The sequence below is a fragment of the Mycolicibacterium hippocampi genome (assembly GCF_010723735.1).
In the GTDB taxonomy this organism is placed as follows: Bacteria; Actinomycetota; Actinomycetes; order Mycobacteriales; family Mycobacteriaceae; genus Mycobacterium; species Mycobacterium hippocampi.
This window is the reverse complement of the sequence record NZ_BLLB01000002.1, coordinates 5651661-5677848: the sequence shown is the minus strand read 5'-3', so window position 1 is coordinate 5677848 and position 26188 is coordinate 5651661. Positions and strand designations below refer to the sequence as shown.

General features: G+C 65.9%; 27 protein-coding genes and 4 tRNA genes. 15 read left to right on the top strand and 16 right to left on the bottom strand.

Going from position 1 to position 26188, the window contains the following annotated elements; all coding sequences use genetic code 11:
- Positions 1 to 33: 33 nt before the first annotated feature.
- Both arsB and G6N53_RS28275 read right to left on the bottom strand, forming a co-directional pair.
- A complete protein-coding gene (gene arsB / locus G6N53_RS28280) occupies positions 34 to 1125 on the bottom strand; it encodes an ACR3 family arsenite efflux transporter (protein WP_163894795.1) in 1092 nt (363 codons plus the stop codon).
- A complete protein-coding gene (locus G6N53_RS28275) occupies positions 1122 to 1496 on the bottom strand; it encodes an ArsR/SmtB family transcription factor (RefSeq protein WP_163894793.1) in 375 nt (124 codons plus the stop codon). The genes arsB and G6N53_RS28275 overlap by 4 nt, the downstream gene beginning before the upstream one ends.
- 110 nt (positions 1497 to 1606) lie before the next feature.
- Between G6N53_RS28275 and G6N53_RS28270 the strand changes: the two genes are divergently transcribed.
- A complete protein-coding gene (locus G6N53_RS28270) occupies positions 1607 to 1939 on the top strand; it encodes a YnfA family protein (protein WP_205390486.1) in 333 nt (110 codons plus the stop codon).
- Here the strand turns inward: G6N53_RS28270 and G6N53_RS28265 are convergent.
- Both G6N53_RS28265 and G6N53_RS28260 read right to left on the bottom strand, forming a co-directional pair.
- Positions 1914 to 3140 (bottom strand): MFS transporter, encoded by a 1227-nt coding sequence (locus tag G6N53_RS28265; protein WP_163894791.1) that lies wholly within the window; start codon positions 3138 to 3140, stop codon positions 1914 to 1916. The two genes, G6N53_RS28270 and G6N53_RS28265, sit on opposite strands and share 26 nt — an antisense overlap.
- The gene (locus G6N53_RS28260) at positions 3137 to 4474 is read right to left on the bottom strand and encodes an NAD(P)-binding domain-containing protein (RefSeq protein ID WP_163894789.1); all 1338 of its coding nucleotides are present in this window, start codon (positions 4472 to 4474) and stop codon (positions 3137 to 3139) included. Before G6N53_RS28260 ends, G6N53_RS28265 begins: the two co-directional genes overlap by 4 nt.
- Before the next feature lie 85 nt (positions 4475 to 4559).
- On the opposite strand from G6N53_RS28260, the gene G6N53_RS28255 reads away from it, so the two are divergent.
- The gene (locus G6N53_RS28255) at positions 4560 to 4913 is read left to right on the top strand and encodes an ArsR/SmtB family transcription factor (protein WP_163894786.1); all 354 of its coding nucleotides are present in this window, start codon (positions 4560 to 4562) and stop codon (positions 4911 to 4913) included.
- Between the two features lie 67 nt (positions 4914 to 4980).
- On the opposite strand, the gene pstB is transcribed toward G6N53_RS28255, so the two are convergent.
- The 11 genes from pstB to G6N53_RS28200 form a co-directional block, all read right to left on the bottom strand.
- Positions 4981 to 5754, bottom strand: coding sequence for a phosphate ABC transporter ATP-binding protein PstB (pstB, locus tag G6N53_RS28250; RefSeq protein ID WP_237166798.1), 774 nt, complete (start codon positions 5752 to 5754; stop codon positions 4981 to 4983).
- Positions 5755 to 5893: 139 nt separating this feature from the next.
- Positions 5894 to 6739: a phosphate ABC transporter permease PstA gene (gene pstA / locus G6N53_RS28245; protein WP_205390485.1), complete on the bottom strand. Its 846-nt coding sequence runs from the start codon at positions 6737 to 6739 to the stop codon at positions 5894 to 5896.
- 98 nt (positions 6740 to 6837) lie between these two features.
- On the bottom strand, positions 6838 to 7782 hold the full coding sequence (gene pstC / locus G6N53_RS28240) for a phosphate ABC transporter permease subunit PstC (RefSeq protein ID WP_163894781.1): 945 nt from the start codon (positions 7780 to 7782) through the stop codon (positions 6838 to 6840).
- Between the two features lie 22 nt (positions 7783 to 7804).
- Positions 7805 to 8776, bottom strand: a complete 972-nt coding sequence (locus tag G6N53_RS28235; protein ID WP_163894778.1) for a phosphate ABC transporter substrate-binding protein PstS family protein — start codon at positions 8774 to 8776, stop codon at positions 7805 to 7807.
- Between the two features lie 154 nt (positions 8777 to 8930).
- Positions 8931 to 9596, bottom strand: a complete 666-nt coding sequence (locus G6N53_RS28230; protein ID WP_163894777.1) for an arsenate reductase ArsC — start codon at positions 9594 to 9596, stop codon at positions 8931 to 8933.
- Complete coding sequence (locus G6N53_RS28225; protein ID WP_163894775.1) at positions 9593 to 10291, bottom strand: arsenate reductase/protein-tyrosine-phosphatase family protein; 699 nt, start codon at positions 10289 to 10291, stop codon at positions 9593 to 9595. The genes G6N53_RS28230 and G6N53_RS28225 overlap by 4 nt, the downstream gene beginning before the upstream one ends.
- Before the next feature lie 136 nt (positions 10292 to 10427).
- Complete coding sequence (gene phoU, locus G6N53_RS28220; protein WP_163894773.1) at positions 10428 to 11096, bottom strand: phosphate signaling complex protein PhoU; 669 nt, start codon at positions 11094 to 11096, stop codon at positions 10428 to 10430.
- A gap of 83 nt (positions 11097 to 11179) precedes the next feature.
- On the bottom strand, positions 11180 to 13144 hold the full coding sequence (locus tag G6N53_RS28215; RefSeq protein ID WP_163894771.1) for an LCP family protein: 1965 nt from the start codon (positions 13142 to 13144) through the stop codon (positions 11180 to 11182).
- 211 nt (positions 13145 to 13355) lie between these two features.
- Positions 13356 to 14489: a tRNA dihydrouridine synthase DusB gene (dusB, locus tag G6N53_RS28210; protein ID WP_163896421.1), complete on the bottom strand. Its 1134-nt coding sequence runs from the start codon at positions 14487 to 14489 to the stop codon at positions 13356 to 13358.
- A 35-nt stretch (positions 14490 to 14524) separates the two neighbouring features.
- The gene (locus G6N53_RS28205; protein WP_163894769.1) at positions 14525 to 15535 is read right to left on the bottom strand and encodes an acyl-ACP desaturase; all 1011 of its coding nucleotides are present in this window, start codon (positions 15533 to 15535) and stop codon (positions 14525 to 14527) included.
- A gap of 106 nt (positions 15536 to 15641) precedes the next feature.
- Positions 15642 to 16223, bottom strand: coding sequence for a TetR/AcrR family transcriptional regulator (locus tag G6N53_RS28200; RefSeq protein ID WP_163894767.1), 582 nt, complete (start codon positions 16221 to 16223; stop codon positions 15642 to 15644).
- Between the two features lie 77 nt (positions 16224 to 16300).
- Here G6N53_RS28200 and G6N53_RS28195 point away from each other — a divergent pair, with 77 nt between their 5' ends.
- The 5 genes from G6N53_RS28195 to G6N53_RS28175 all read left to right on the top strand — a co-directional run bounded on the left by G6N53_RS28195 (position 16301) and on the right by G6N53_RS28175 (position 19948).
- Positions 16301 to 17320: an oxygenase MpaB family protein gene (locus tag G6N53_RS28195; RefSeq protein ID WP_163894765.1), complete on the top strand. Its 1020-nt coding sequence runs from the start codon at positions 16301 to 16303 to the stop codon at positions 17318 to 17320.
- Positions 17321 to 17462: 142 nt separating this feature from the next.
- Positions 17463 to 18368, top strand: a complete 906-nt coding sequence (locus G6N53_RS28190) for a serine/threonine-protein kinase (protein WP_237166666.1) — start codon at positions 17463 to 17465, stop codon at positions 18366 to 18368.
- 135 nt (positions 18369 to 18503) lie between these two features.
- Complete coding sequence (locus G6N53_RS28185) at positions 18504 to 19193, top strand: VldE C-terminal domain-containing protein (protein WP_237166665.1); 690 nt, start codon at positions 18504 to 18506, stop codon at positions 19191 to 19193.
- Positions 19194 to 19276: 83 nt separating this feature from the next.
- Positions 19277 to 19516 (top strand): AbrB/MazE/SpoVT family DNA-binding domain-containing protein, encoded by a 240-nt coding sequence (locus tag G6N53_RS28180; protein WP_163894761.1) that lies wholly within the window; start codon positions 19277 to 19279, stop codon positions 19514 to 19516.
- Positions 19517 to 19522: 6 nt separating this feature from the next.
- Positions 19523 to 19948: a type II toxin-antitoxin system VapC family toxin gene (locus G6N53_RS28175; protein ID WP_163894759.1), complete on the top strand. Its 426-nt coding sequence runs from the start codon at positions 19523 to 19525 to the stop codon at positions 19946 to 19948.
- 160 nt (positions 19949 to 20108) lie between these two features.
- Here G6N53_RS28175 and G6N53_RS28170 read toward each other — a convergent pair.
- Positions 20109 to 20184: transfer RNA gene (locus tag G6N53_RS28170), tRNA-Lys, on the bottom strand.
- A gap of 134 nt (positions 20185 to 20318) precedes the next feature.
- Here G6N53_RS28170 and G6N53_RS28165 point away from each other — a divergent pair.
- The 8 genes from G6N53_RS28165 (at position 20319) to G6N53_RS28135 (ending at position 26118) form a co-directional block, all read left to right on the top strand.
- Positions 20319 to 20391: transfer RNA gene (locus tag G6N53_RS28165), tRNA-Glu, on the top strand.
- Positions 20392 to 20428: 37 nt separating this feature from the next.
- Positions 20429 to 20505, top strand: a tRNA-Asp gene (locus G6N53_RS28160).
- A 42-nt stretch (positions 20506 to 20547) separates the two neighbouring features.
- A tRNA-Phe gene (locus G6N53_RS28155) sits at positions 20548 to 20621 on the top strand.
- Positions 20622 to 20623: 2 nt separating this feature from the next.
- Positions 20624 to 21193 carry a chorismate mutase gene (locus G6N53_RS28150; RefSeq protein WP_163894756.1) on the top strand — a complete coding sequence of 190 codons (570 nt, stop codon included), beginning with the start codon at positions 20624 to 20626 and terminating at the stop codon, positions 21191 to 21193.
- A 21-nt stretch (positions 21194 to 21214) separates the two neighbouring features.
- Complete coding sequence (locus G6N53_RS28145; RefSeq protein WP_163894754.1) at positions 21215 to 21829, top strand: TetR/AcrR family transcriptional regulator; 615 nt, start codon at positions 21215 to 21217, stop codon at positions 21827 to 21829.
- Between the two features lie 29 nt (positions 21830 to 21858).
- The gene (locus G6N53_RS29970; RefSeq protein WP_205390484.1) at positions 21859 to 22464 is read left to right on the top strand and encodes a TetR/AcrR family transcriptional regulator; all 606 of its coding nucleotides are present in this window, start codon (positions 21859 to 21861) and stop codon (positions 22462 to 22464) included.
- Between the two features lie 120 nt (positions 22465 to 22584).
- Positions 22585 to 24147, top strand: coding sequence for a phytoene desaturase family protein (locus tag G6N53_RS28140; protein WP_205390483.1), 1563 nt, complete (start codon positions 22585 to 22587; stop codon positions 24145 to 24147).
- Between the two features lie 528 nt (positions 24148 to 24675).
- Positions 24676 to 26118, top strand: a complete 1443-nt coding sequence (locus G6N53_RS28135; protein WP_163894752.1) for a hypothetical protein — start codon at positions 24676 to 24678, stop codon at positions 26116 to 26118.
- The last annotated feature ends 70 nt before the right edge of the window (positions 26119 to 26188 follow it).

The following is a 26188-nucleotide window of genomic DNA, read 5'->3' as shown; positions in this document are numbered from 1 at the left end:
TCGCGCAGACGAACAGCACGGCCGGCTTGTGAGTCACTGCCTCTCCTCGACTGCGGCGGGAGTCTGGTGGGCGAATCGTCCGCGCAGGGCCAGCGAGACGTACACCAGGGCAACCAGGACGGGAACTTCGATGAGTGGACCGACAACCCCGGCCAGTGCCTGTCCGGAGGTGACGCCGTAGGTGGCAATGGCCACAGCGATCGCCAACTCGAAGTTGTTGCCTGCGGCGGTGAACGCCAGTGTGGTGGTGCGCTCGTAGCCCAGGCCGATAGCGGCGCCGAGGAGATATCCGCCGCCCCACATGATCGCGAAGTAGGCCAGCAGCGGCAGCGCGATGCGCGCGACATCCCATGGGTTGGAGATGATCTGGTCGCCCTGCAGCGCAAAGAGGATGACGATGGTGAACAGCAGGCCGTAGAGCGCCCACGGGCCGATCTTGGGAAGGAATCGAGACTCGTACCACTCGCGGCCCTTGGTTTTCTCACCGAACCGGCGGGTCAGATAGCCGGCGAGCAGCGGTATGCCGAGGAAGATGAGGACCGACTTGGCGATCTGCCAGACCGAGGTGTCGATCGTGGTCTGCTCCAGACCGAGCCACCCCGGCAGCACCGAAAGATAGAACCAGCCGAGGACGGCGAACATGAACACCTGGAACACCGAGTTGATCGCGACGAGTACCGCGGCGGCCTCTCGGTCGCCACAGGCGAGATCGTTCCAGATGATGACCATCGCGATACACCGGGCGAGCCCGACGATGATCAGGCCGGTGCGGTACTCCGGCAGGTCCGGAAGCATCAGCCACGCCAGGGCGAACATCAGTGCCGGGCCGAGAATCCAATTCAGCACCAGCGACGCCGCCAGCAGTTTGCGATCCCCGGTGACCGTGTCGAGCCGGTCGTAGCGAACCTTGGCAAGCACCGGGTACATCATGACGAGCAGCCCGATGGCGATGGGCAGGGAAATCCCGTCGAGTTCGACCACGCTCAGTGCGTTACCCAGGCCGGGGATCATCCGGCCGAGTAGCAGACCTGCGACCATGGCGACGCCGATCCACAGCGGCAGCAGTCGATCCAGGGTGGACAGCTTGGCAACGACGGGGTTGTGGGTATCGGTGGGTGCGCTCATCGCGCCGTCTCCTCGGTGCAGATGTCAGATGGCATGGCGGCTCCGCCCTCGGTCTGCAGGACAGCTGAAAGCCTCTGCAGCGCGGAGGGAACGATTCGGTAGTAGACCCACGAGCCTCGTCGCTCGCTGTCCAGGATGCCCGCCGAACGAAGCACCTTGAGGTGATGGGAGATCGTCGGCTGGGACAGGTCGAACGGGCCGGAGATGTCGCAGACGCAGGCTTCCCCACCGGAATGGCTCGCGATCAGGCTCAGCAGCCGCAGTCGCACGGGGTCGCCGATCGCCTTGAACATCTGAGACAGGGAAACGCAGGTGGCTTCGTCGAGCGCAGCCCAGTCAGCCGCAGGCAGCAACTCCACCGGATTCGACATCCATCTATATTGACAGATGTCGAAGCTGGCGGCAACGCGGTCGGTCCGGCTGATCGACAGGTTTGGCGTCAAACTGTGACGATGCTGGACATAGATGGGGGATCGCTCTGATGATTGCCAGGTCGATCGCATTGTTCGTGGTGGCGGCGGTCTTGGAGATCGGCGGCGCCTGGCTGGTCTGGCAGGGGGTACGGGAACACCGGGGCTGGATGTGGATCGGCTTCGGGGTTCTGGCCCTGGGGGCGTACGGCTTTGTCGCGACGCTGCAGCCGGACGCTCACTTCGGCCGGATCCTCGCCGCCTATGGCGGAGTGTTCGTCGCGGGCTCCTTGCTGTGGGGCATGGCGCTTGATGGGTTTCGACCGGACCGGTGGGACGTGGTGGGCGCGGCGATCTGCCTGTTGGGGGTGGCAGTGATCATGTACGTGCCGCGCGCACACTGATCCGCCGTCGGCTCACGCCACTGCCCGCTGCCAGCAACGCCGCGACGGCTGCAAGTGCGCCGAGCACCACGAACATCGCGGCGTAGCCGCCGAGCAGGCCGGCCAGACCGGCACCGATGAAAGGTCCCAGGGCGGTGGTGAGCATGACCGGTGCGGACAGGATGCCGCTGAGATGGCCGTAATGTGTTGGGCCCCAACGCTCAGTGACCGCAGTGGCCTGCAGGAGGGTCATCACACCGCGCGCCATCCCGGCGGCTACGGTCACTGCTACCAGAACCGTCAGTGAGGTGAAAACGCCGATCAACACCGTGGTGACCGCCACCGCCGCCATCACCAGGACGGTTCGCGGCACGACCGCGATCCGTCGGACCATCGTGCGGTATCCGAGCCGACCCAGCACCTGGCCGGCGCCCCCCAGCCCGAGGGCGAGCGCAGCTGCTTCGGTGCTGATACCGCGCTGGTTCATCAGGGGTACCAGGTTGACGATCACGGCGTAGGACGCACACGCCGCTACCGCGTAAGCGACGGTCAGGGCGACGAACGGCCGGCTGCGGGCCGTTGTCGTGGGCGATTCGACCGGATGTAGTGATTCAACCGACGGCCAGCTGCGGCGCAAGCCGAACGCGTGGGCAGGGATGGTCACGATGGCCAGCGCCGCGGCGAGTATGAAATATGTTGTGCGCCAGTCCATGTCCCGGGCGAGCAGCGCGGTCAGTGGGGCGAACACGGTGCTGGCCAGACCCGCCACCAGCGTCAGGACCGTCAGTGCGCCCACCGCTCGATGGCCGTACCAGCGGGTCAACGCGGCAAAAGCCGGTGCGTAGAAGACACCGCTCATCGCCAGCCCTGCAAAAAGCCAGGCCGCCACGAAGCACCAATAGTTCGGTGCCGCCGCGACGCCGCACAGCGCAGCCGCACTCATCACCGAGCCGGTCGTCATGATCACCCGGGGTCCGTGCCGGTCCAGCCGGCGCCCCACTGCGATGCCGGCCAGCGCCGCGGTCACCAGCCCGGCGGAAAACGCCCCCGTGACCGCGGGAGCCGACCAGCCGGTGTCGCTGCTGATATCCGGCGACAGGACGGCGAACGCGTAGTAGAGCACGCCCCAGCTGGTGATCTCGGTGATGCACAATGTGAAAAGCACCGCACGCAACCCGACGCCGTGGGCGGCGGCTGTGCTCTCACTGTGCAGTGACGTCATGTGCCAATCGTGTTGAGCGCCAACGACGGCACCTGGTCTGCAGCGGGGGTGGACCCACAGCTGCCGCCGTGGCTCGACGCTTCAGGCTGATCGCTCAGGCCGGCGCCGGTGCACACGCCGGTCTCGGGCAGCACCAACTGGACCCGCCGGGCGTCGTCGTGATCTCCGGCCAGTTCGGCTGCCACGCTCCGCACCTGCTCGTAGCCGGTCAGCGCCAGGAACGTGGGCGCTCGGCCATAGGACTTCATGCCGACGACGAATAGGCCCGGCTCGTCCGGATGCGCGAGCTCGGCGGCGCCGTGCGGAGGGACGCTGCCGCACGAATGCACATTCGGGTCGATCTCGGGTGCCAGTTTGAGCGGCGCCTGCAGCACCGGGTCGAGTTCGAGACGCAGCTCCGACAGGAACGACAGATCCGGACGGAAGCCGGTCAGCACGACGACGTGGTCAGCCGGCGGCAGCGTCCGACCGTCATCAGCGACGACCGTCACCCGGCCCCCGTCGACGTCGATCCGCTCTGTCCGGAACCCGGTGACCATGGTCACCAGACCGGCGTCCACCTCTACGTGGGCCCGGGCGCCCAACGCGCCCCGTTGCGGTAAGGCGTCGGACTCGCCGCCGCCGAACACATCGCCGGCGGCCCCGCGGCGGAGCACCCAGGTCACCCGGGTGGCGGGATGCTGTCGGGCCACCTCCGCCAACTCGATCGCCGCCGTCATCGCCGAATGGCCACTGCCCACGATCACGACGTGCTCGTCACGCCATGCTGCTGACGTGTCGGGCGTGGGCGGCGCGTAGGTGACCAGCGATGCCGAGGCGGCCTTCTTCTCGCCGAGAGCTGGAAGGCCGTCGGCACCTGCTGGATTCGGCAATGACCAGGTGCCCGAAGCGTCGACCACTGCGTGGGCGGACAGTGTCGCCTCCTGCCCGTTGCGGCCGACCACGTGGACGACAAAGGGCGCACTGTCCCGGTCCTGGCTCAGCACGCGATCGTGCCCGCGACGCGAAACCCCGGTCACCCGAGTGTGATAGCGAATGCGATCACCGAGCGCCTCGGCCAGCGGTCGTAGGTAGCGGCTGATCCACTCTCCACCGGTGGGGTACCCCGACGTCGGCGCGGCCCATCCGGTGGGTGTCAGCAGCCGGGTAGCCGCGGCGTCCACCAGCTCGGGCCACGGGGAGAAGGTACGCACGTGTGACCAGTGGGCGACCGCTGCTCCGGGACCGTTTCCGGCCTCGAGCACCACCGGGGTCAAGCCCCGTTCCAGTAGATGAGCAGCGGCGGCCAGGCCCTGCGGACCGGCGCCGATCACGACAACAGGCAACTCGGACATCTCACTCCTCACATCGATGAACGTCGATGGATACCACCGTGCGCGATCCATCGAAGTTTGTCAATATGTGTGGCATCATGGGCCCATGCCCAGTGCCGCGACACCTGTTGGTCTCGACGATCTCCAGGCCTGCTGCTCGCCGGCGACCGGCGGCGTCCTCGGTGACGCCGCCGCCGAAAAGCTCGCCGGGGTCTTCAAAGCGCTCGCCGACCCGGCCCGGATCAAGCTGCTGTCGCTGATCGCCGCGGGGGAGGATGGCGAGGCCTGCGTGTGCGACCTGACCGCTCCACTGGGCCTGAGTCAGCCGACGGTGTCACATCACATGAAACTGCTGGCCGCGGCCGGGTTGGTCGAGCGCGAGCAACGCGGCAAGTGGGCGTACTACCGCGTCAACGCCGACGCGTTGAATCGAATCGCGGTTGCTGTCGCGCCGCGATGATGGAGCCGAAACGACGTGTGGCCGGCACTTGGCCGGCCACACACCATCAATCAAACTTGGCTCGTCGTCAGCCGAAGCGGCCCGAGATGTAGTCCTCGGTGCGCTTGTCCGACGGATTCGAGAAGATCTTCTCGGTGTCGTCGTACTCGACGAGCTCACCAAAACGTACGCCGTCACTCTCATCCACCGCGGCGGTGAAGAACGCGGTCCGGTCGCTGACACGCGCAGCCTGCTGCATGTTGTGGGTGACGATCAGGATCGTGAAATCCTCGGCGAGCTCACGCATCAGATCTTCGATCTTGCTCGTCGCGATCGGATCGAGGGCCGAACACGGCTCGTCCATCAGGATGACCTCGGGACGGGTGGCGATCGTGCGTGCGATACACAACCGCTGTTGCTGGCCGCCCGACATGGCCAGTGCGCTCTCCTTGAGCTTGTCCTTCACTTCGTCCCAAAGCGCCGCGCCCTTGAGTGCCCCTTCGACGATCTCGTCCATGTCACCCTTCATCCCGTTGACCCGAGGGCCATACGCGATGTTGTCGTAGATCGACTTCGGGAACGGATTGGGCTTCTGGAATACCATGCCGACGCGACGACGCACCTCGATCGGATCGACATTCTTCCCGTACAGGTCGATCCCGTGGTACTTCACCTGGCCTTCCACACGGGCGGAGGGCACCAGGTCGTTCATCCGGTTGAAGCACCGCAGCACTGTGCTCTTGCCGCACCCGGACGGGCCGATGAGGGCGGTGATGTCCCCGTTGGCGATGTCGAGGTTCACGTTGCGAACTGCTTTGTGTGAGCCGTACCAGACGTTCATTTCCCTAACGGTGAACACCATCCCGCCGACGGCAGCGCGTTCCCGCGGGGGCCGCTTGTCCACCTGGAACGTGTTTTTCTCGGCTGTGTCGTCGGAGGTCAGTCGATCGGTCATCTGTCCGCTTCCGGTGGTGGTCGCTGCTGGTCCCTGGTTCATGGTGTCAGAACTTCCGTTCGTAGTGATTGCGCAGCCAGATCGCGAACGAATTCATTGCCAGCAGCACTGCGAGCATCACGATCACGCCGGCTGCGGCCAGGATATGGAATTCCTCCTGCGGGCGGGCGATGTAGTTGTAGATCAGCACCGGCATCGCCGTGTAGCCACCCTCCCAGAAGCTCGGGTTGAACGTGACGAACGTCGTGGCCCCGACCAGGAGCAGCGGCGCGGCTTCGCCGATAGCCCGCGCCACCGCGAGGATGACCCCGGTGAGAATGCCTGGGATCGCGGTGGGGAGAACCTGCTTGCTCACCGTCTGCCACTGGGTGGCACCCAGGCCCAACGAAGCGTCACGTATCGACGAGGGCACTGCCTTGATGGCCTCGCGAGCGGTGATGATCACCGTCGGCAAGACGAGCATTGCCAAGGTGATCGAACCGGCTGCCGCAACGAAGCCCATGCTGATCGGACCGCGCACGATGAACGCCATCCCGAGGATGCCGAAGACGATCGACGGCACGCCGGCCAGGTTCTGGATGTTCAGCTCGATCAGTCTGTTGAACCACTTCGTCTTGTCCGCATACTCCTCGAGGTACACAGCCGCAGCGACGCCGATGGGCACGATGAGCAGGATGACGCCCAAGATGATGTAGATGGTGCCGAGGATCGCCGGCCGGAACCCGGCGGTATCTCGATTGATCGTCGAGGGTGCGTTGAGGAACAGGTTCAGGTCCAGCCGCGGCCATCCCTTGATCGCGGCCCACAGGATCATGCCGAGCAGCATCGTGACCGCGGTCGCGATGGCGAGCAGCATCAGGGCCAGGAACAGCTGATTCTTGACCTTCCCCATGGGCGACTTGCTTTGTAGCGTGCTTTCCACGACGGCTCGCGCCCCAGCGGTGGCCAATCGCGCGCGTTCGGTGCGCACCGCCGGCTTCTCAATAGTCACTAGTCGTAAACCTCCCGGAAGCGGCTGACCATGCGGATCGCGAACATGTTCATTGCCAGTGTCATGACGAACAGCAGCGCACCCACGGCGAAGATCGCCTCGTAGACGATGCTGCCGGTGGAGATGTCGCCGGTGGCGGTGGACCCGATGAACGCGGTCATCGTCTGCACCGACCCGGTGAAGGTGAAGCCGAGCAACGGTGTCTGGCCCGCAACGATCAACACCACCATGGTCTCGCCGATTGCGCGTGAGGTAGCAAGCACGATCGCGGCGATGATGCCGGAGATCGCCCCCGGGAAGATGACTCGCAGCGAGACCTGCATCTTGTTGGCTCCCAGGCCGTACGCACCTTCGCGGAGGCCAGCGGGCACAGATCGCATCGCGTCGTCGGACACCGAGGTGATGAGCGGCACGATCATGATGCCGACCATGATCCCGGCGACGCCGACCGAGAACGCCTGCCACTGCAGGAACGGCATGAGGTCCTCGAGGAACGGTCGCATGAACAGCAAGCCGAACATGCCGATCGCAACGGTCGGAATGCCTTCCAGAACTTCCAGGACCGGCTTGACCACCCTCCGCACCCCCGTCGGGGCGTACTCGGCGAGGTAGATCGCGGCGAGCAGGCCGATCGGAATGCCGATCAGCAAGGCCCAGAACACCACCGTCAGCGTTCCGACGACGATGGGCATCACGCCGAAGGAGGGTGTCGCGAACGCCGGCCGCCACGATGTTTCGGTGAAGAACTCGATGATCGAGACGTGACTGAAGAAGCTGATGGTCGGGAAGAGCAGGGCCAGGACGATCGCCGTGGTGATCGCCACGGACAGCGCCGCGCACAGCGCGAACGCGGCCTTGATCGCCTTCTCCATGTAGCGGGGGCTGGACGCCGCCAGCGACACCTCGTCGAGAGGTGGGCTGGCGGCGTCGTCCGTGATCGTCATGTGAACGTTGCCGTTTCCTCGGTCACTTGGCTTCGAGCTCGGCGATCTTGGCGCGCGCCTCTTCCTTCTGCTCGTCGGTGAGCGGAATGTAGGAGGCCGCCTCGGCCGCCGCGTCGGAGTTGTCGACGTAGAACTCCATGAACGCCAGCACCTCCGGGCGGTTCAGGGACTGGTCCTTCGCGTAGACGAACAGTTCGCGGCCCAGCGGGGTGTAGGTGCCGCCCTGCACGTTCTCCAGGGTCCCGGCAACGCAGCCGCTTCCGTTGTCGATCTCGACGGCTTTGACTGCGTCGCCGACCTCGGTGATGAACGAGTACGGAATGAAGCCGATGCCACCGACCGCGCCCGAGACGCCGGTCACGGCAGCATTGTCGTCCTCACCGATGTCGGTGTAGTTCTCGCGGATCTTGCCCTCTTCACCGTTGATCGCTTCGGTGAAGTAGTCGAACGTTCCCGAGTCGACACCCGGACCGAACGGCTGCATCGGGGTGCCGGCGAACTCCGCGGGGACGTCGAGACCCTCGACGTCGCCCCAGGTGTTGACCGTCGAACCGAGGTCCCAGATCTGGCGGACCTGATCGACCGTCATGCAGGTCGCGGGGTTTTCGGGATTGACGACCACCGACAGGGCGTCGTTGGCCACCGTGATGCTGTCGAATGAGATGCCCGCTGCCTCGCAGTTGGCGGCCTCGTCGTCCTTGATCGGTCGCGACGCGTCGCTGAGGTCTGTTTCGCCGTTGCAGAACTTCTCGAATCCGCCGCCGGTACCCGAGGTGCCGACCGTCACCTGCACACCGTTGTTCTCCTGCTGGAAGAGCTCGGCGATGGTCTCCGACAGTGGCGCAACCGTGCTCGAGCCGTCGACGCGGATGTTGCCCGACAGGGACTCACCGCCGCCTTCACCGCCGCCTGCACTGTCACCGCTCCCGCCGCAGCCCGCGACAAAGATGGAAGCCGTCGCGGCCAGTGCGGCCGCTGGTAGCCAGTTGCGCATTTTTCTCCGATCACTGTTGATGCGGGCGCGCACCTGCGAGCCCGGTCTCGTACTGAGTACTCGCAAAACGTAGGAAAGACACGCATCCATCCGGAACACGGAAGGTGAACGGAAGGTGAACGACGCAGACATATCGTCGTTCGGTCCAACGGGCCTAGCGCGTGACGGGAACCCCGAGCTCGGCGAGAAGGCTCTCTACCCGGCGCTCGATCTCGTCTCGAATGGGTCGAACGCCGTCCACAGACATGTCGGCCGGGTCGTCGAGGACCCACTCCTCATAGCGCCGGCCGGGAATGATCGGGCACGCGTCCCCGCAGCCCATGGTGATGATCACATCGGCCGCCCGGACGATCTCATCGGTCCACGGTTTCGGATACTCGCCGGCGATGTCGATTCCAATCTCTGCCATCGCTTCCACTGCCGCGGGGTTCACCTCGTGGCCCGGCTCCGATCCGCCTGACCAAGCCACCGCCTCCTCGCCGGCGAAGTGTGTGAAGAAACCCATGGCCATCTGCGAACGTCCCGCGTTGTGGGTGCAGAGGAACAACACCACCGGCTTACCGTCGTCATGCTTGCCCTCCACCTTGGCCAGCGCCCGCAGGCGTTGCCGCGCAAATCGTTCTGCCAAGAGCGGCAGATAATTCGGGACGGTGGCCCTACTGGCGAATTGGTCGTAGGACGAGTGCAGGAACCGCTCGAGCGTCTCGACGCCGAACATGGTGCCGAACTCCGACTGTAGCCGACTCGCGGCGGTTCTCAGGCCGAGCTGCTGGTCGATGCTCAGGTCGTGACGAAAGGGCTGGACGGTGTTCTCGGTCATTGATCTGCTCCGTTGCTAGATGGGCCTACCAGGGAAACGAGCCGGTTGATGCGCTCGGTGAGCACCTCGATCGTGTGGTCGAACACCTGTGGCTCAGGTGTGCGGGTCGGGTCGGGAATCGACCAGTGGATGCGGGGCAGGTCCGTGGGCAACTCCTCGTGGGCGTTGTCACATACCGCGACGATGAGGTCGCCTGGTTCCCGGACATCGTCGAGGTGTTGTGGCGCCCTTGCGTGCAGCGACAACCCACGCCGCCGGGCCGCTGCGAGTGCGTCGCGGTGCACCGCGGACGCGGGGTGGGTACCTGCCGAGGTTGCACCCAGGGGGCTGTGGTGTCGGTGCCATACGGCTGCGGCCAACTGGCTGCGCGCTGAGTTCTGGGTACACACGAAGACCACCCGGCGCGCGTTGTGGACCGGAGACGGAAGCAGTGTTTCTAGCGCTTCGTGTGCTATCGACAGATAGGTGCGGCGACGATCGCCCTCCGACCGAGACCGTCGCAACACGCCCGCCGTCTCGAGCACTCCCAGGTGGTGAGCGAGGAGGTTGGAGGGCATCCCCAGCAGGACTCGCAGCTCCGACGGTGTTGCGTCACTCAGCAGCAGACGGTCGACGATGGCGAGCCGGCCGGGATCGGCGAGTGCCGCATGAACGGAGGCCCGCCGATGGGTTTCGGCTGAATAGTCAGCAGACATTGACTCAATGTTTGGTGAGCTATCCTGGGCCGGTCAATGTGCCAGAACAGAATTGGTCTGCTGTTCGCCGGTCATGCTTTTCCGTTCATCTGCTGTTCCACTTGTGGACAGCGAGCTTCGTTCCCTGAGGGTTCAGTTAGCGGGCATTCAATTCACCGTCTGCGGTGGGCAGTTCTCCGGTGACCTGGAAGATCACCCGGCGAGCCACCTCGACCGCATGATCGGCGAAACGCTCGTAATACCGGCCCAGGAGTGTGATGTCCACCGCCGCCGCGACGCCGTGCTTCCACTCCCGGTCCATCAACACGGTGAAAAGGTGACGGTGCAGATCGTCCATCGCGTCGTCTTCTTCGCGGATCCGGGCGGCCTTCTCCGGATCCCGGGTGATCAGCACCTCTTGTGCGCCGTGTCCGAGTTCGACTGCGACCCTGCCCATTTCGGCGAAGTAGCCGTTGACCTCCTCCGGCAGCGCGTGCTGAGGGTGGCGACGACGTGCGATCTTGGCCACGTGCAGCGCCAGCGCCCCCATCCGGTCGACATCGGCGACGATCTGGATCGAACTGACCACGGACCGCAAATCACCGGCCACCGGAGCTTGCAGCGCAAGAAGTATGAACGCGCTCTCTTCCGCGCGCGCGCTCGATTCTGCAATCAGCTCGTGATCGGTGATGACCTGCTCGGCCAGCGCGAGGTCCGCCTGGAGCAGGGACTGGGTGGCACGCTCCATCGCCACCCCCGCCATCCCGCACATCTCGCCGAGTTGGCTGCTGAGGGCATCAAGCTGTTCGTGGTAGGCGCTTCGCATGGCGCAAGCCTACGGGCTGACCTGCCCAATCGTCACGAACCGGCCGGTGAACGAAAGGTGAATGCCACCTGCCCAAACGGCGTTCACTCGCAGGTGGTGTCGGCGGCGTTGGTGACCGACAGGTCCTCGGGGAGTTCTGCGGTCGTGTCGCCGGTGCCCCGGATGACGTGAACCTGGACCGACGATCCGCTGGGGACGGGGGCGTCCACCGACTGGAAATCGCTGCCGAGCACCACCTGGACCACATCGGCCATCCCGGTGACACGCTCGATCGTCGGGTTGGCGAACGACGAGGCGACGGTCGCGGCGGCTTCTTCGTTGCCCGAGGAGAAGAACACCGTCGTCTGCGACAGCGGGCCCGGGTAGTCGTCGGGGGTGGTGACGTTGAAGCCGTGCACCTGCAACGCGTCGGCGGCCGTGGCCGCGAGCCCACTTTCCGCCGTCGCGTTCGAGACCCGCACCGTGACGGCCTCGGGGTCGGTGGCCACAGCGGTCACGAACTCACCCTCGCCGGAGGGGTCCCCGGTGTGCGGGACAGCCTCACCCGACGCCGAGTTGATCAGCGACTCGGGCGTGCCGGGCACCGGTGTGTTGTCGGCGTTGCGCTCCTCGGGCAGCGGATCGTCGTTGATGATCGCGCTGAACAGGGCGCGCATGTCATCGGTGCGGGGCACCTCGTTGCCCCACTCGTCGGCATAACCGACGGTGGGCACGGTGACGAACGTGATGCGGCCCGCGGAGACGCCCTGCACCGACTGGCCGAGGTCGACGAGGTCTTTGGTGTCCAGGTTGTCGACGTAGCTGTCGCCGATGAACATGTTGACGACGTTGTTGAGTTTCGAGAGCGAGAAGAACGTCTCCTTGGAGATCAGCGAACGCAGCAGCGACGACAGGAACAGCTGCTGTCGCTTGATCCGGCCGTAGTCGCCGTTGTTCTCGGTGGTCACCTGGCGCGCGCGAACGTAGTTCAGTGCGGTGTGGCCGTCGACCATCTGGCGGCCGGCGACCGGTAGCACCGTGCCGAGTTCGTAGTCCTCCAACGGCGCTGTGGTGCACACCTCGACCCCGCCGAGGGCGTCGACCATCTTGGAGAATCCGGCGAAATCGACTGCCATGAAACGGTTCACGTGCAGACCCGACATCTTCTGGATCACCTTGACCAGACACTTGGGCCCGCCGACGGCGAAGGCTGAGTTCAGCTTGTACTCGGTGTAGACCGTCTCCATGCCGTACATCGGCGATTCTTCGTCGGTGATGGGGCCGTACTCGCGGGTCTGGGGATCCCACGGCTCGCACTCCATCGGGTCGATCTCGAGGTCCCGCGGGAACGACACGGCCACAACACGTTCCCGGTTGGCGGGGATGTTGACCAGCATGATCGTGTCCGACCGGGAGCCGGCCGCGTCTTCGGTGGTTCCGGCGCCCATCTCGAGGTTTTCACCGAAGCGGCTGTCCACACCGACGATGAGGAAGTTCTCGTCGCCGAACTGCGCATTGGGGTCGACGATGTCGCGGGAGCCCGGGTCCAGTGCCGAGACCCGGTTGAGCGAGTTGTTCTTCGACGACTGCCACTGCCAGGCGCCGCCGGTCAGCACCAGTGCGAGCACCGCGACCAGCGCCGCCGCGACCCGCCCCACGAGCACTGCGCGGTGGTGGTCGGGTTTCGGGAGATCGCGGCGAACCGGAACGCGCGGTCCGGTCAGGTCCGGGAGCTCGGACGTGGGCAGCACCGTGACGGGCAGCACGGTGGTGTCGAAATCGTCCAGCTCGGGATACGGCTCGGCGTCGGGCACCGGTTCCGCGCGGTGCCGCTTCGGCTCCGAGACCGGGGCACCACCGTTGATCTTGGCGATCAGGTCGGCGACGGTGACGGGTTCGGGCGGGGGGCCCTCGTCAAGCCGGCGGGACTCGGTTGCCCGTTCCCACGGCGCGCCGCCTGGCGTCGGCCGTCGCGATCGGGTAAGCCGGTCAGCATCGGTTGTGTCGCCGGTCCTGTCGCCGTCGCCGGGGAGGGGACGGCCAGGAGTGGCGTTACCGCCGTCACTCATGTTCGTACCGGCCTTCCAGCTCCCTACGGCTCCCCACGGCGTTCGGGCGTCGTCGCGCACCGCCGCCCAGGCGAGGACTGCCTGCTATCTGTCTAGAGCACTCACCCCGGCTCCGCCACCGGAGCAGAGTAGTCGGAGTCCCATCGTACTGAGACAACCTGAGAGACAGCTAGTCAAACTAAGGTGTCAGTCCTGTCTCGATCTGTCCAGCTCAGCCACCTGAGTTCATCACATCGGCCCCAGCGGGAACCATGCAGTCGTCGGGGTCGTCGAGCCAGCCTTCGGGCAGTGTCACCGACGCCGGCGAGCCCTGGCGCCCGCGCGGACCGCCCGCCGCGGGCGGAAACGGTACCTCCGGGTCCAGCTGCTCCAGCAGGTCATCGAGCTCTGAAATCGTCTTGACCAGCGCCAATGACCGCCGAAGGTCGGCTCCTGCGGGGAATCCGTGCAGATACCACGCCACGTGCTTGCGGATGTCCCGCATTCCCTTGTCCTCTCCGAAATGTGCAACAAGGAGCTCGCCGTGCCTGCGGATGATCTGCGCGACCTCGCCGAGCGTGGGCGGGGTCGCTGGGGACGTTCCGGTGAATGCCGCCGAGAGCTCGGCGAACAACCACGGCCGTCCCAGGCAGCCGCGGCCGATCACCACACCGTCGCAACCCGTCGCGGCCATCATCGCCAGGGCGTCTCGGGCGTCGAAGATATCACCGTTTCCCAGCACCGGAACATCGGTGACATGGGCCTTCAACGCGGCGATCTGCGTCCAGTCGGCGGTGCCGGAGTAGCGCTGCGCTGCGGTGCGGGCGTGGAGGGCGACCGCCGCCGCTCCCTCCTGGGCCGCGATCGACCCGGCGTCGAGATGGGTGTGATGGTCGTCGTCGATGCCGATCCGGAACTTCACGGTGACCGGAATATCGGTGCCCTCGGTCGCTTTGACGGCGGCGGCGACTATCTGGCCGAACAGCCGCCGCTTGAACGGCAGTGCGGCGCCGCCGCCGCGGCGGGTGACCTTCGGCACGGGGCAGCCGAAGTTCATGTCGATGTGGTCGGCCAGCCCCTCGTCAGCGATCATCTTCGCCGCCGCGTAGGTGTTCTCCGGGTCGACGGTGTAGAGCTGCAGGGACCGTGGCGACTCGTCGGGCGCGAACGTGGTCATGTGCATCGTGACCGGGTGCCGTTCGACCAGGGCGCGGGCGGTCACCATTTCGCAGACGTACAGTCCGCTCACCGTGCCGGCGCGGGCCAGCTCCAGCTCACGGCACAACGTCCGGAAAGCGACGTTGGTCACCCCGGCCATCGGGGCGAGGACGACCGGGCTGCGCAGTGCGATCGGCCCGATCCGCAACGCGGATCGGGCCGGCCGGTGGTCGGTGGTGGCGGTCAACTGCCCGTGGAGGTTCCGACCAGCTGAGCTTTCGCGGCCTTCTTCTCGGCCATCTGAGCCAGCCGCTCCTCGCGACGTTGCTTGGCGATCTCGAACTTGTCGACCGACTCCTGCAGCTCGTCGACGAGGAGGCCGAGGTCGTCGCGCATCCGGGCGCTCTCGCCGTTGAAGTCCTCGCGTTCGAAGATCCGCCACTTCTTGAGCACCGGCATCACGATGTCGTCGAGGTGGATCCGCGGATCGTAGACACCGCCGGAGGCAATGGTGACGGCCCGGCGGCGGAAGTCGGGGATCGTGTAGCCGGGCATCTTGAAGTTCCGCAGCACCTTGTGCAGCGACTTCATCGCCTGGTTGGGGGCGATCTCGAAGCCGGCCTCGGACACGTCACGGTAGAAGATCATGTGCAGGTTCTCGTCGGCTGAGACCCGCTGCAACAACTGGTCGGCGATTGGCTCCTCGCACGCTCTACCGGTGTTGCGGTGCGAGACGCGGGTGGCGAGTTCCTGGAACGTCACGTAGATCACCGAGTCGAACAGGCTGTCGGCGAACAGGTCGGCCTCGATCTGGTCGTTCTGGCCGGGGCTGAAACCGCGGGTCATCTGCTCGATGCGCAGCTGCTCGAGTTCGACGGGATCGACCGCGCGGGTGACCACCAGGTAGTCGCGCAGCGCGATGCCGTGCCGGTTCTCCTCGGCGGTCCAGCGGTTCACCCAGAAACCCCACGGGCCGTCCATGCCGAAGTTCATCGCGATCTCGCGGTGATAGGAGGGCAGGTTGTCCTCGGTGAGCAGGTTCACCAGCATCGCGACGCGGGCGACCTCGGAGAGCTGGGTCTGCTCGGGGTCCCAGTCCTGGCCGCCGAGCGCGTAGTAGTTCTTGCCATCGGACCACGGGATGTAGTCGTGGGGGTTCCAGTCCTTACGCATCCGCATGTGGCGGTTGACGTTCTGCTCGACGACTGGCTCGAGTTCGGTCAACAGCTGCAGGTCGGTCAGGTCTTTCGACACGACACCTCCCAGTTATCTGTACCTGATGGTTGCACTCAATATATCTGTGTAAACGGGTGACATTCAAGCCACCACGCCACGGCTCACACCCAGGTCGGCGGGCTGTTCAGGTCGCAGCTCTGCTGAGCAGTAGCTCAACACAGTGGTCGATGAACTGTTCGCGCGTCGCGGCCAACCTGTCGTCGAGGTAGGCCGTGAACAATGCACTGAGTGCCCCGATCAGGCCGGTGGCAACCATCGCCTGGACGGTGGGATCGGTGATGCGGGTCAGCTTCTGCTGCAGCAGATCGATGAAGTTGGGCATCCACTCCGCGCCCGAACGCGCCAGCACCGGCTCGACTTCCGGCGCGAGCAGCAGCACCCGCCCTCGGGCCGGGTCGTCGACCATCAGCGCGACGAACTGCTCGACGGCGTCACGGGGGCTGTCGGCCTTGAGCAGTGTGGACATCGCGGTGTTGCACACGTCGTCGTAGACCGCACCCACATACTCGTCGCGGTCGGTGAAGCTCTCGTAGAAGTAGCGCTCGGTCAGCCCGGCGGCGCGACATGCCGCGCGCACCGTCAGCCTCGGCCCACCCGGACTGCCCAGTAGGCCGATGCCTGCGGTGATCAGTTCGCCGCGGCGAAGAATCTGGCGGTCCTGTAGTGGAACACCCGACCATCGGCCGCGTCGTTGACCGGACGCCACATCACTCCTAAACTCCACTGACAACGTTCGTAGTCAAAACACTGTGGCGACGTGACACGTTCAGGGAAAGGTCACCAGTGACTCAAGATACGTCCGAGACGTGCCCGGTGACCAGCACATCCGATCCTGCGGCCGCGCCGGTGGCAGCGGGTTGTCCGGTCGCACCGGGAGGTTATGACGCGCCGCCACTTCCCCTCGGCCCGGAATCGCTGACATGGAAGTACTTCGGTCAGTGGACCGGGATGCTGCAGGGACCGTGGGCGGGATCGATGCAGAACATGCATCCGCAACTCGGGGCCGCGGTGCAGCAGCACTCGATCTTCTTCATCGAGCGGATGCCGCGGCTGTTCCGGTCGGTGTACCCGATCGGCGGGGTGGTGTTCGACGGCGACCGCGCGCCGAGCACCGGCGCCGAGGTCCGTGACTATCACATCGGGATCAAGGGCGTCGACGACCAGGGGCGCCGGTACAGCGCGCTGAACCCCGAGGTCTTCTACTGGGCCCACGCGACGTTCTTCAAGTCGACGCTGTTGGCCGCGGAATGGCTCGGCGGCGGCCTGACCGAGGCGCAGAAGCGGCAACTGTTCGACGAGCACGTCGCCTGGTACCGGATGTATGGGATGAGCATGCGGCCGGTACCGAAGACCTGGGAGGACTTCCAGCAGTACTGGGATCACATGTGCCACGACGTCCTGGAGAACAACTGGGCCGCCCGGGCGGTGCTGGACCTGTCGACCATGCCGAAGCATCCATCGCTGGAATGGATGCCCGACTGGCTGTGGCGGCTGAATGTGCAAGGGATGCAGCGGTTCTTCAACTTCACCACCGTCGGGCTGTTCGATCCTGCGGTGCGGGAGCTGATGGGCTACAGCTGGTCTCCCCGCCAGGAGCGGCTGCACCGACTCTTCGGTCAGGCCGTGTATGTGGGCACCAGGCTGCTGCCCAAGCGGATGCTGATGCATCCCCGGAAGCGGTCGGCATGGGACCGTGCGCACGGCCGGTTGCCCGCAGATGCGCCGCTGGTGGAGACTCCTGCGCGCAATCTGCCACCGGTGGAGTACCGGGACAACCCGCATTACTACAGCCCGAAGGTCTGACTCGCCAGGTTTGCGTCTGCGTCACCGTTGAGGCTGCGCTGGCGGCGGGCGCTACTCGCACTTCTCCGCCGTGGCCGCAGTCTTGATGCACGTGTGGGGTCGGTCAGGTTTGCGTCTGCGTCAGATTGGCTAGCTAGAACCCATGCAGGTCATGCAGGCGCCGGAGGTTCTCGGCGGACGCTACGAACTGCGGGGCGTCATCGGCCGCGGCGGAATGGCCGAGGTGCGCGACGCCTGGGACATCAGGCTGAGCCGCCCGGTGGCCGTCAAACTGCTCTATCCGTCGGCGAGCACAGAGCCCGACACCAGGCGCCGGTTCGCCACCGAAGCGCGCGCTGCGGCCCGGCTCAATCACCCGCACGTGGTGGCCGTGCACGACTCCGGCGTCCATCACGGCAGGCACTACATCGTGTTGGAGCGGCTGCCCGGGCAGAGCTTGGCCGATGTGCTGGCCCGCGGCGGTCCGCTGTCGACCCAGCAGGTGCGCGCGATCCTGCGGGACGTGCTGTCGGCCCTCGGCGCCGCTCATGCCCGCGGCGTGCTGCACCGCGACATCAAGCCGGCCAACATCCTGTTCACCCCGTCCGGTGGGGTGAAGATCGCCGATTTCGGCGTCGCGAAGAGTGCTGATACGCCGCACACGCTGACCAATCGGATCTTCGGGACGATGGCCTATCTGCCTGCCGACCGGATCGCCGGACGACCGGCGGTGGCGAGTGACGACCTGTACGCACTCGGCGTCGTCGCCTACGAGGCGCTGACCGCCCGCCGGGCCTTCCCGCAGACGAATCTGTGCGCGCTGGCCGACGCGATCTCAGCAGGGCAGCTGCCGCCGCTGAGGGTCGTGCGCCCAGACGTAGACGCGGCTCTGGTGCTGACCATCGAGCGGTCGATGGCCCGCGATCCGCGATGGCGCTTCGGCACCGCCGAGCAGATGCGGGCCTGCCTGGACACGCCGGCGCAGCAGCCCCGAAGCGCCGGCGGATGGCTCGCCGTGGCGACAATTTTTGCCGTGCTCGCGATCGCCGGTCTACTCGTCGCCATGTAGCGCCGAACAGTCGATCTGACCTGCAGATATACGGTGGCTCTCCGACCGGTACCGGTCGGGTAACGATCGGCGCGCCGTATTCATTTTTCCGCTCCGGTGCTGTACTTTCCGCCGATTCCACGTATGTTGCAGTGCGTGGGCCGGCACTCCCTAGCCAACGAACGACGCCACCCGTCTGTGTTCGTGGCCTCCGTGCTCGCTCCGGCGGCGTTGTTTTTTGTCGTCAAGGGTGACGCCTCTCAGCTTCCCCGGCCTGCCACCACCACCCCCGTCGCCGAGCAGGCCCCAGAGATCGTCGAGGAGCCGGCGGCGCCGTGCTGCGTCGAGATCGTCGCCTCGCCCGTCACGGGGCCGGAGGCAGCCAGAACGATCGTCCAGGCGAGCGCGCCCATCCCGCCGGACTCGGTGGTGACTGCGGCGTCGAGATGGCGGGTCGTCAGCCCCACGCTGCCCGAGGGGATCGCGCCGGAGCGCGGCCTGCAGGTGAGGACGATCCTGACCGCTCGCAGCATCAGCGCGGTGTTCCCGGAGATCAAGCACATCGGCGGGCATCGCCAGGACGCGTTGCAGTGGCATCCCAACGGCTTGGCGATCGACGTGATGATCCCGAACCCCAACTCCGCGGAAGGTATCGCACTCGGTAACGCGATCGTCTCCTACGTGTTCAAGAACGCCGGGCGGTTCGGCATCCAGGACGCGATCTGGCGGGGTGTCTACTACACGCCGGGCGGTGCCCGGCCCGGTGGCTACGGCCACTACGACCACGTCCACATCACCACGACCGGTGGTGGCTATCCGTCCGGCGACGAGCTCTACTTCCGCTGACTGCCCCACGCGTGCAGCACGACTGCCGGATGCGCCGGTTCAACGTCGTCACCACAATGGGATCTCACTGGTAGCCTGATCCCATGGAGGCTGTCATCGATTCCGGAGGCCGTGTCGTCCTGCCCAAGCAGCTGCGTGATGCCTTGGGATTGACGCCCGGTACGACGGTCGACATCTCGGCTTACGGCGGGGGACTGCAGATCGTGCCCGGCGGTCGCACCGCGCGCCTTGAGCGCGATGCGGACGGGCGTCTGGTCGCGCGGGCAGATACGGCGGTCACCGACGAGATGATGTTCGCGCTCATCGACTCGGGGCGACGTTGACCTTCCATGACCATCACAGCAATCGACACCAGTGTCGCGGTGCCGCTCTTGGTCACCTCGCACAGCCAGCACGGCATGGTCGCGGAATGGGCGAAGAGCCGAAAGCTCGGCCTCAGCGGGCATGCGCTGGCTGAGACCTACTCAGTGCTGACCCGCCTGCCCGGCGATGCTCGTGTCGAACCTGCTGACGCGGTCGCGTTGATCGACGAGAACTTCCCTGAACAGCTCCAGTTGGGTGTCCACTCCGCGCGGGCCGCGCATCGTGAATTCGCGCAGCGGGGCATCGCCGGTGGGGCAACCTATGACGGACTTGTCGCGTTGGCGGCCCGTGAGCACGGTGCTGTGCTGGTTACCCGGGATGCTCGTGCCAGGTCCACCTACATCGCACTCGGGGTGAAAACGGAAGTGCTGGCCGAGCGCACCATGCGCTGACGCTGTGCGGTTCTGTCGGCGGTCATGCCTACGCTCACGACGTGGACTACGGCTTGGCCAGTTTTCACAAGTGTGGACGAGATGTGGACACGGTGGCGCCGACGTGGGCCGCTAGCCAAACAGGTTGCGGAGCTGCGAGGCCCTGACTTGGGCTTTCGCGTGGTGCCCCCAGCAGGGCTCGAACCTGCGACCTGCGGATTAAAAGTCCGTAGCTCTACCAACTGAGCTATAGGGGCGTATCGGTGGATGTGAAACCGGCACTGCAAAGGATAGCGGCGGGCTGCTCGTTTGAGGATTTGGGTGTCGGTACCCTAAGCTATCGAAGCTCCCAACGACATGTTGTTGTGAGTACCCCGAAGAGATTCGGCCGGCCCCCTTCGTCTAGCGGCCTAGGACGCCGCCCTTTCAAGGCGGTAGCGCGGGTTCGAATCCCGTAGGGGGTACACGCGGCGACCGTTCCGACGGAAGCTGCACGAGTAAGGCCCTGTGGCGCAGTTGGTTAGCGCGCCGCCCTGTCACGGCGGAGGTCGCGGGTTCGAGTCCCGTCAGGGTCGCCATTACGGCGAGGCGCTTCGTTCGACGAAGTGGTCGGGCCGTCCGGCCAGGTAGCTCAGTTGGTACGAGCGTCCGCCTGAAAAGCGGAAGGTCGCCGGTTCGATCCCGGCCCTGGCCACAATGATCGACTCGGGTATCCGCGCAGCCGCGTTCTGCGTCGCCGCCGCTCTGGCCATGCTGGTCTCACCTGCCGCCGCTCACGGCCAACCCGAGAACCCACTGGTTCCGCTGGTGGACGCCGCTGCGCAACGACTCCAGGTCGCCGAACCGGTGGCCGCATCCAAACTGCTGACCGGCGGGCTCATCGAGGACCCGGCACGCGAACAGCAGGTCCTCGATGCCGTGGCCGCCGACGCGACCGACCGCCAGATCGATCCGGCCTACGTGACGTCGGCCTTCCGCGACCAGATCGACGCCACCGTGGCCATCGAGTACACCCGACTCGCGCGATGGAAGTTCGATCCCGCGTCGGCACCCGTGCAGGCTCCTGATCTGGCGTCCTCACGCGCCACCATCGACGGGCTCAACCGGACGATGGTCACCGAGATGGCAGACGAGTGGACGGTGCTGCACTCGCCGACGTGCCCGGCCGATCTCGACGCGGCGAAAGCGGTGGTGACAGAGACCCGATCGCTGGATCCGCTCTACCGGCAGGCCATCGACTTCGCCACCCGTCACTACTGCCGCTGAGCGTGAAATCATGTCGGTGACATGAAACCCGCGGACACGACCGGCATCGGCGGCGACGCTGGCAGAAACGACTTTCGGCAGCGGCTGCTCGTTGCGCTGGAGGACTCGATCACCGAAGTCGGCTATGCCAAGTCGACGGTGGCCGACATCGTCCGCCGGGCGAGGACCTCGCGGCGCACGTTCTACGAGCACTTCGACAGCAGGGAAGCCTGTTTTGTCGCGTTGCTGTCCGACGCCAACATCGATCAGGTCAGGCAGATCTCGGACGCGGTCGACCCGAGCGCGCCCTGGCAGAAGCAGGTACGACAGGCCATCGAGGCGTGGATCTCCTCGGGGGAGGAGCGATCGGCGCTCATGCTGAGCTGGATCCGCGACGTGCCGGCGTTGGGCGCCGCCGCGCGGGGTCTGCAGCGGGACGCGATGGAGAGCTTCATCGACATGGTCGGCGCCCTGGGGGACACCGACGAATTCCGGGCGGCGGGCGTGGGCCCGATATCGCGCCGACGGATCATCATGCTGCTCGGCGGTCTGCGTGAACTGACCGCGATCACGGTGGAAGAAGGCGGCCGGATGGGCGACGTCACCGACGAGGCCGTCGACGCGTCGATCTCCCTGCTGAGCCCCAACCGCTCCTGATCCCGCAGCGCGGGCGGTACTTTACGGGCATGGTCCGCCCTGCTCAGACTGCGCGCAGCGAGCGCACCCGGGAAGCGCTCAGGCGGGCCGCGGTGGTGAGATTCCTGGCCCAGGGGGTCGAGGACACGTCGGCCGAGCAGATCGCTGCCGACGCCGGGGTCTCGCTGCGCACCTTCTACCGCCACTTCGCGTCCAAGCACGATCTGTTGTTCGCCGACTACGACGCGGGCCTGCACTGGTTCCGCGCTGCACTGGCAGCGCGCTCACCCGACGAGACGATCATCGAGTCGGTGCAGTCGGCGATCATGGCGTCGCCCTACGACGACTGGGCGGTCACCAAGATCGCCTCGATGCGCGCCCAGGAGCTGGACCCAGGCCGGATCGTGCGCCACCTGCGGCAGGTCGAGGCGGATTTCGCCGAGGCCATCGAGGCGCACGTGGCGGGCGCCGACCCACCCGACCCGGGGACCGACGAACGGATGCGGGTCACCGTCACCGCACGGTGCATCGCGGCCGCGGTGTTCGGGGCGATGGAGGTGTGGATGCTCGGCGAGGACCGCTCGCTGCCCGAGTTGGACCGGCTGTGCCGACACGCCCTGCAACTGCTGCGGACCGGCATCGACGACCGGATCTGATCGCCGGAACGGTATTCCAGCAGGCGTCTTCTCGAATTTTCTCGCCTGGAATACCGTTCCGGCTGGGAAAGAGTTTCGTCAATATTGACAAAACCTGAGGCACCGTGTCAGCCTCGGGCGATGACGGACTTCGATGCCATCGTCGTGGGCGCCGGACACAACGGCCTCACCGCCGCTGCCCTGATGCAGCAGGCAGGACTGCGGACCCTGTGCCTGGACGCCAAGCTCTATCCGGGCGGAATGGCCTCCACCGTCGAGCTCTTCGACGGCTTCCGGTTCGAGATCGCCGGCTCGGTACAGGTGCCGACGTCCGCGGTCGTCAGCGCCGCGCTCGGACTGGACGAGTTGCCCACGGTCGACCTCGAGGTGATGTCGGTGCAACTGCGCGGCGTCGGCGACGACCCCGTTATCTACTACACCGACCCGATGAAGCTGCTGACCCACCTCAACGAGGTGCACGGCGCCGAAGCCGTCAACGGTATGGCTGGTCTGATGGCGTGGTGCCAGGCTCCGACGAGGGCGCTGGGCCGGTTCGACGCCGCCCAGCCACCGAAAACCCTGGACGAGATGTATGCCTGTGCGACAAACGAATTCGAACGGCAGGCGATCAACGACATGCTGTTCGGCTCGGTCAGCGACGTGCTCGACCGGTACCTCCCGGACCGGGAGAAGCACGGCGCGTTGCGCGGAATGCTGGCCTTCCTGGCCGTCAACACCACCTACCGGGGTCCCGCCACCCCGGGCAGCGCAGCGGCACTGGCTTTCGGGCTGGCGGTGCCCGACGAGAACGCCACGTTGATCAAGAAGTTCCGTGGCGGAATGGGCGCGGTGACCGAACACCTGCTGCAACTGTTCACCGCCGCGGGCGGTCAGTTACGCCTGCGCAGCAAGGTCGAGGAGATCCTCGTCGGCGACGGCCGCGCCTGCGGCATCCGGCTGGACGACGGGTCGACCGTGAGCGCTGGGGTGGTCGTCTCCGCTGTCGCACCGGATCTCACCGTCAACGGCCTGATCGACCCCACCGCGGTGCCGGCCGACATCCGGGAACGGTTCTCGCACATCGATCATCGGGGAAGCTACCTGCAGATGCACTTCGCGCTCGACGGACCGCCGACGTTCGCCGAGCCCTACGAGGTGCTCAACGACCCCGACTACCAGTCGGCCATCGGGATTTTCAGCACGCCCGAAGAGTTGCAGCGGCAGTGGGAGGATTCGGGGCGCGGGATCGTTCCCGCCGACCCCGCCATCGCACTGCAGATCCCGTCGGCCAACGATCCCGGCCTGGCGCCGCCCGGCAAGCACGCGGCCTCAGCGTTCTCGCTGTGGTTCCCGATCGAGCAGAGCGAATCGAGCTACGGGGATATGAAGGCCGAGATGGGTCGCCGGGTGATCGAGAAGATCACCCGGCTGGCGCCCGACTTCGAGAGCCTGATCACGCGTCACACCACGTTCACCCCGAAACACATGGGCACGATGTTCGGTGCCCCGGGCGGCGACTACTGTCACGGGTTGATTCATCCCGAGCAGATGGGCCCCAACCGTCCCGGGGCGAAAGGATATGTGGACCAACCGATTCCACTCGACGGACTGTACCTGGCCAGCGCAGGATGTCACGGTGGCCCCGGCATCACCTTCATTCCCGGCTACAACGCCGCCCAACAGGTGCTCGCCGACCGCGGCTGACGCCGGGTTGGCGAACATCGCCTCGGGAGTCTCCAGCTACCACAGTGGCTGAGGGGGACACCGTGTTGGTTGGCGAACGCCGGGGGCGGCGTCGGGGCGCGCGAAACTTCTGCAGCTAACAAGACGTGACCCGTCTGAAGCGTTTGCCCACTGCCAAGTCGGCGGGCTTCGGCTCGTGCCGGCGACGAAGACCTCGCCACCGCCGGATGGCAAAGTCCCGTGACGACCGTCACAGCGCTGTGCGGCGGAAAAGTGGCAGTAGGCGCCATGGTGCAGCGAAGTTGAAAGGTTGCTTCCGGGCGTGGTGGAGAGCCTGATCCATCATCGGTCACGCGAAATTTGCCCGACTAGACAAATGGCATACCTAAGGGAACCCAATTAGCTAATTAGTAACGCTTAGTAACGACTTGAACAGGTATTTTATCAAATTCACGATGCGCGTTGCATATTCTCAATTCCGACATCAATGGGCTTACCCGCGAGTAAATTGCGATGTGGCACAAATCACGTTCACGTAAAGGAGAGAAGATGAACCGTGCTGCGAAGTCCTACCTCACCTCGGGAGTCGCACTGGCAGGCGCGAGCGTCATAGCCGTGTCACCGGTGGTGGCTGCACCGCTCGGTCCTCCCGGCGTGAACGCCCAATCTGCCGTCACGGTGTCGACCGCCGACCTGCAACTCGCCACGACGGCGAACCCCATCACTGCCTGGGCCGAGGTCGTCACGTCCGCCTACAGCAACGTGGCCACGCTGGGCGAGGAGGTGCTCTCGGACCCGGCGCCGATACTCCGCCAGTTCATCCTGAATCAGCTCGGCAACGGTGAGGCCGTGGTCTCGGCGGGAGCGGGTGCCATCAACGGTTTCATCGAGTACATCTCCCCGGACAACGCTTTCGGGTTGGGAGCCCAGCTGCAGACCGCCGCCGAGGAGCTGGCCTCGGGCAACATCGCCGGTGCCATCGAAACGGCGACCCAGGCGCTGTTCCTTTCGCCGGTGCTCAACGTGGCCTTTCCTGTACTGGACAGTGGTGTGCTGGAGATCCCGGGCACGATGGCGCAGAACTTTGCAAACGTCGTCCAGACCGTCACCGACCCGGCGACGGTGCTGCCGATCGCCCTCGGAGCGCTCGGGACGGTGCTGGGACCGGTCAACGCGTTCGGCGACAGCCTGCAGGAGACGTTCGATTCGTTGGGTGACGGCGACGTCGGCGCGGCGCTCAACGCGATCATCAACATTCCCGCCGCCCTCACCGGTGCGGTTCTCAATGGTTACACCAATCTGGCCGGAACCGAATTCCCCGGCCTGTTCTCCGAAGACGGACTCGTCCACGCCCTCGTCGTGACCCTGCCAAGGGCGATCGCGGAGGCGATCGCTCCGGAGGAAGAGAGCCCGGAATCGGCGACCACCGGGCCGGCGGACACTCCTCCGGCCATCTTGGCCAGCGCGGACACCGAAGGCGAGCAACCATCTGACACCGAAACCGCAACGGCGAGTGCCGATGGGGATTCACGTGCCGCGGACGCCGTCGACGCCTCGGTGACCGAGGAGACCGGCGATGCGTCCGAGGGTTCTACGGAGGAATCGGCAGCGGAGCAATCTGAGGTCGCCGGCGAGGCCGAAGTCGTGGATGCCGAGGATGTTTCCGGTACGAAGAAGCGTCTGGTCGAGGAGTCCGACGGTGTCGAGGAGGATTCGGCATCCGAGGACGGTCTCGCGGCTGAGGAGACCGACGATGCCGGAGACTCGTCGGCGTTGGAGGACAGCCTCGCCGCTGATGAGGCCGACGCGTCCGACGATGGCTCCGGCGGTGGCGACGCCGCGGGCGACGATGGCGGCAGCGGAGCCACCGGCGACAGCGAACCCGGCAGTGGCAGCTCCGAGTCCGGTAGCTCCGATAGCGATTCCGGCTCGAGCGATTCCGGCTCGAGTGATTCCGGCTCGAGTGATTCCGGTTCGAGCGACTCCGACTAGTCAGAACATCCCACACGGTTCGGTCCCCTCGCCCGCCGAGGGGACCGAACGCTGCATACATGGGCGGGCT

Excerpts from the sequence above, each read along its gene's own strand:
- G6N53_RS28150 (WP_163894756.1), top strand. The coding sequence starts at position 20,624 with ATGATCGACTCGGGTATCCGCGCAGCCGCGTTCTGCGTCGCCGCCGCT.
- G6N53_RS28190 (WP_237166666.1), top strand. The coding sequence starts at position 17,463 with ATGCAGGTCATGCAGGCGCCGGAGGTTCTCGGCGGACGCTACGAACTG.
- pstC (WP_163894781.1), bottom strand. The coding sequence starts at position 7,782 with ATGACGATCACGGACGACGCCGCCAGCCCACCTCTCGACGAGGTGTCG.
- G6N53_RS28175 (WP_163894759.1), top strand. The coding sequence starts at position 19,523 with ATGACCATCACAGCAATCGACACCAGTGTCGCGGTGCCGCTCTTGGTC.
- G6N53_RS28225 (WP_163894775.1), bottom strand. The coding sequence starts at position 10,291 with ATGTCTGCTGACTATTCAGCCGAAACCCATCGGCGGGCCTCCGTTCAT.
- G6N53_RS28145 (WP_163894754.1), top strand. The coding sequence starts at position 21,215 with ATGAAACCCGCGGACACGACCGGCATCGGCGGCGACGCTGGCAGAAAC.
- pstB (WP_237166798.1), bottom strand. The coding sequence starts at position 5,754 with ATGGTGTTCACCGTTAGGGAAATGAACGTCTGGTACGGCTCACACAAA.
- G6N53_RS28180 (WP_163894761.1), top strand. The coding sequence starts at position 19,277 with ATGGAGGCTGTCATCGATTCCGGAGGCCGTGTCGTCCTGCCCAAGCAG.
- arsB (WP_163894795.1), bottom strand. The coding sequence starts at position 1,125 with ATGAGCGCACCCACCGATACCCACAACCCCGTCGTTGCCAAGCTGTCC.
- G6N53_RS28265 (WP_163894791.1), bottom strand. The coding sequence starts at position 3,140 with ATGACGTCACTGCACAGTGAGAGCACAGCCGCCGCCCACGGCGTCGGG.
- G6N53_RS28275 (WP_163894793.1), bottom strand. The coding sequence starts at position 1,496 with ATGTCGAATCCGGTGGAGTTGCTGCCTGCGGCTGACTGGGCTGCGCTC.
- G6N53_RS28215 (WP_163894771.1), bottom strand. The coding sequence starts at position 13,144 with ATGAGTGACGGCGGTAACGCCACTCCTGGCCGTCCCCTCCCCGGCGAC.
- G6N53_RS29970 (WP_205390484.1), top strand. The coding sequence starts at position 21,859 with ATGGTCCGCCCTGCTCAGACTGCGCGCAGCGAGCGCACCCGGGAAGCG.
- G6N53_RS28255 (WP_163894786.1), top strand. The coding sequence starts at position 4,560 with ATGCCCAGTGCCGCGACACCTGTTGGTCTCGACGATCTCCAGGCCTGC.
- G6N53_RS28230 (WP_163894777.1), bottom strand. The coding sequence starts at position 9,596 with ATGACCGAGAACACCGTCCAGCCCTTTCGTCACGACCTGAGCATCGAC.
- G6N53_RS28140 (WP_205390483.1), top strand. The coding sequence starts at position 22,585 with ATGACGGACTTCGATGCCATCGTCGTGGGCGCCGGACACAACGGCCTC.
- phoU (WP_163894773.1), bottom strand. The coding sequence starts at position 11,096 with ATGCGAAGCGCCTACCACGAACAGCTTGATGCCCTCAGCAGCCAACTC.
- pstA (WP_205390485.1), bottom strand. The coding sequence starts at position 6,739 with ATGGGGAAGGTCAAGAATCAGCTGTTCCTGGCCCTGATGCTGCTCGCC.
- G6N53_RS28235 (WP_163894778.1), bottom strand. The coding sequence starts at position 8,776 with ATGCGCAACTGGCTACCAGCGGCCGCACTGGCCGCGACGGCTTCCATC.
- G6N53_RS28270 (WP_205390486.1), top strand. The coding sequence starts at position 1,607 with ATGATTGCCAGGTCGATCGCATTGTTCGTGGTGGCGGCGGTCTTGGAG.
- G6N53_RS28135 (WP_163894752.1), top strand. The coding sequence starts at position 24,676 with ATGAACCGTGCTGCGAAGTCCTACCTCACCTCGGGAGTCGCACTGGCA.
- G6N53_RS28260 (WP_163894789.1), bottom strand. The coding sequence starts at position 4,474 with ATGTCCGAGTTGCCTGTTGTCGTGATCGGCGCCGGTCCGCAGGGCCTG.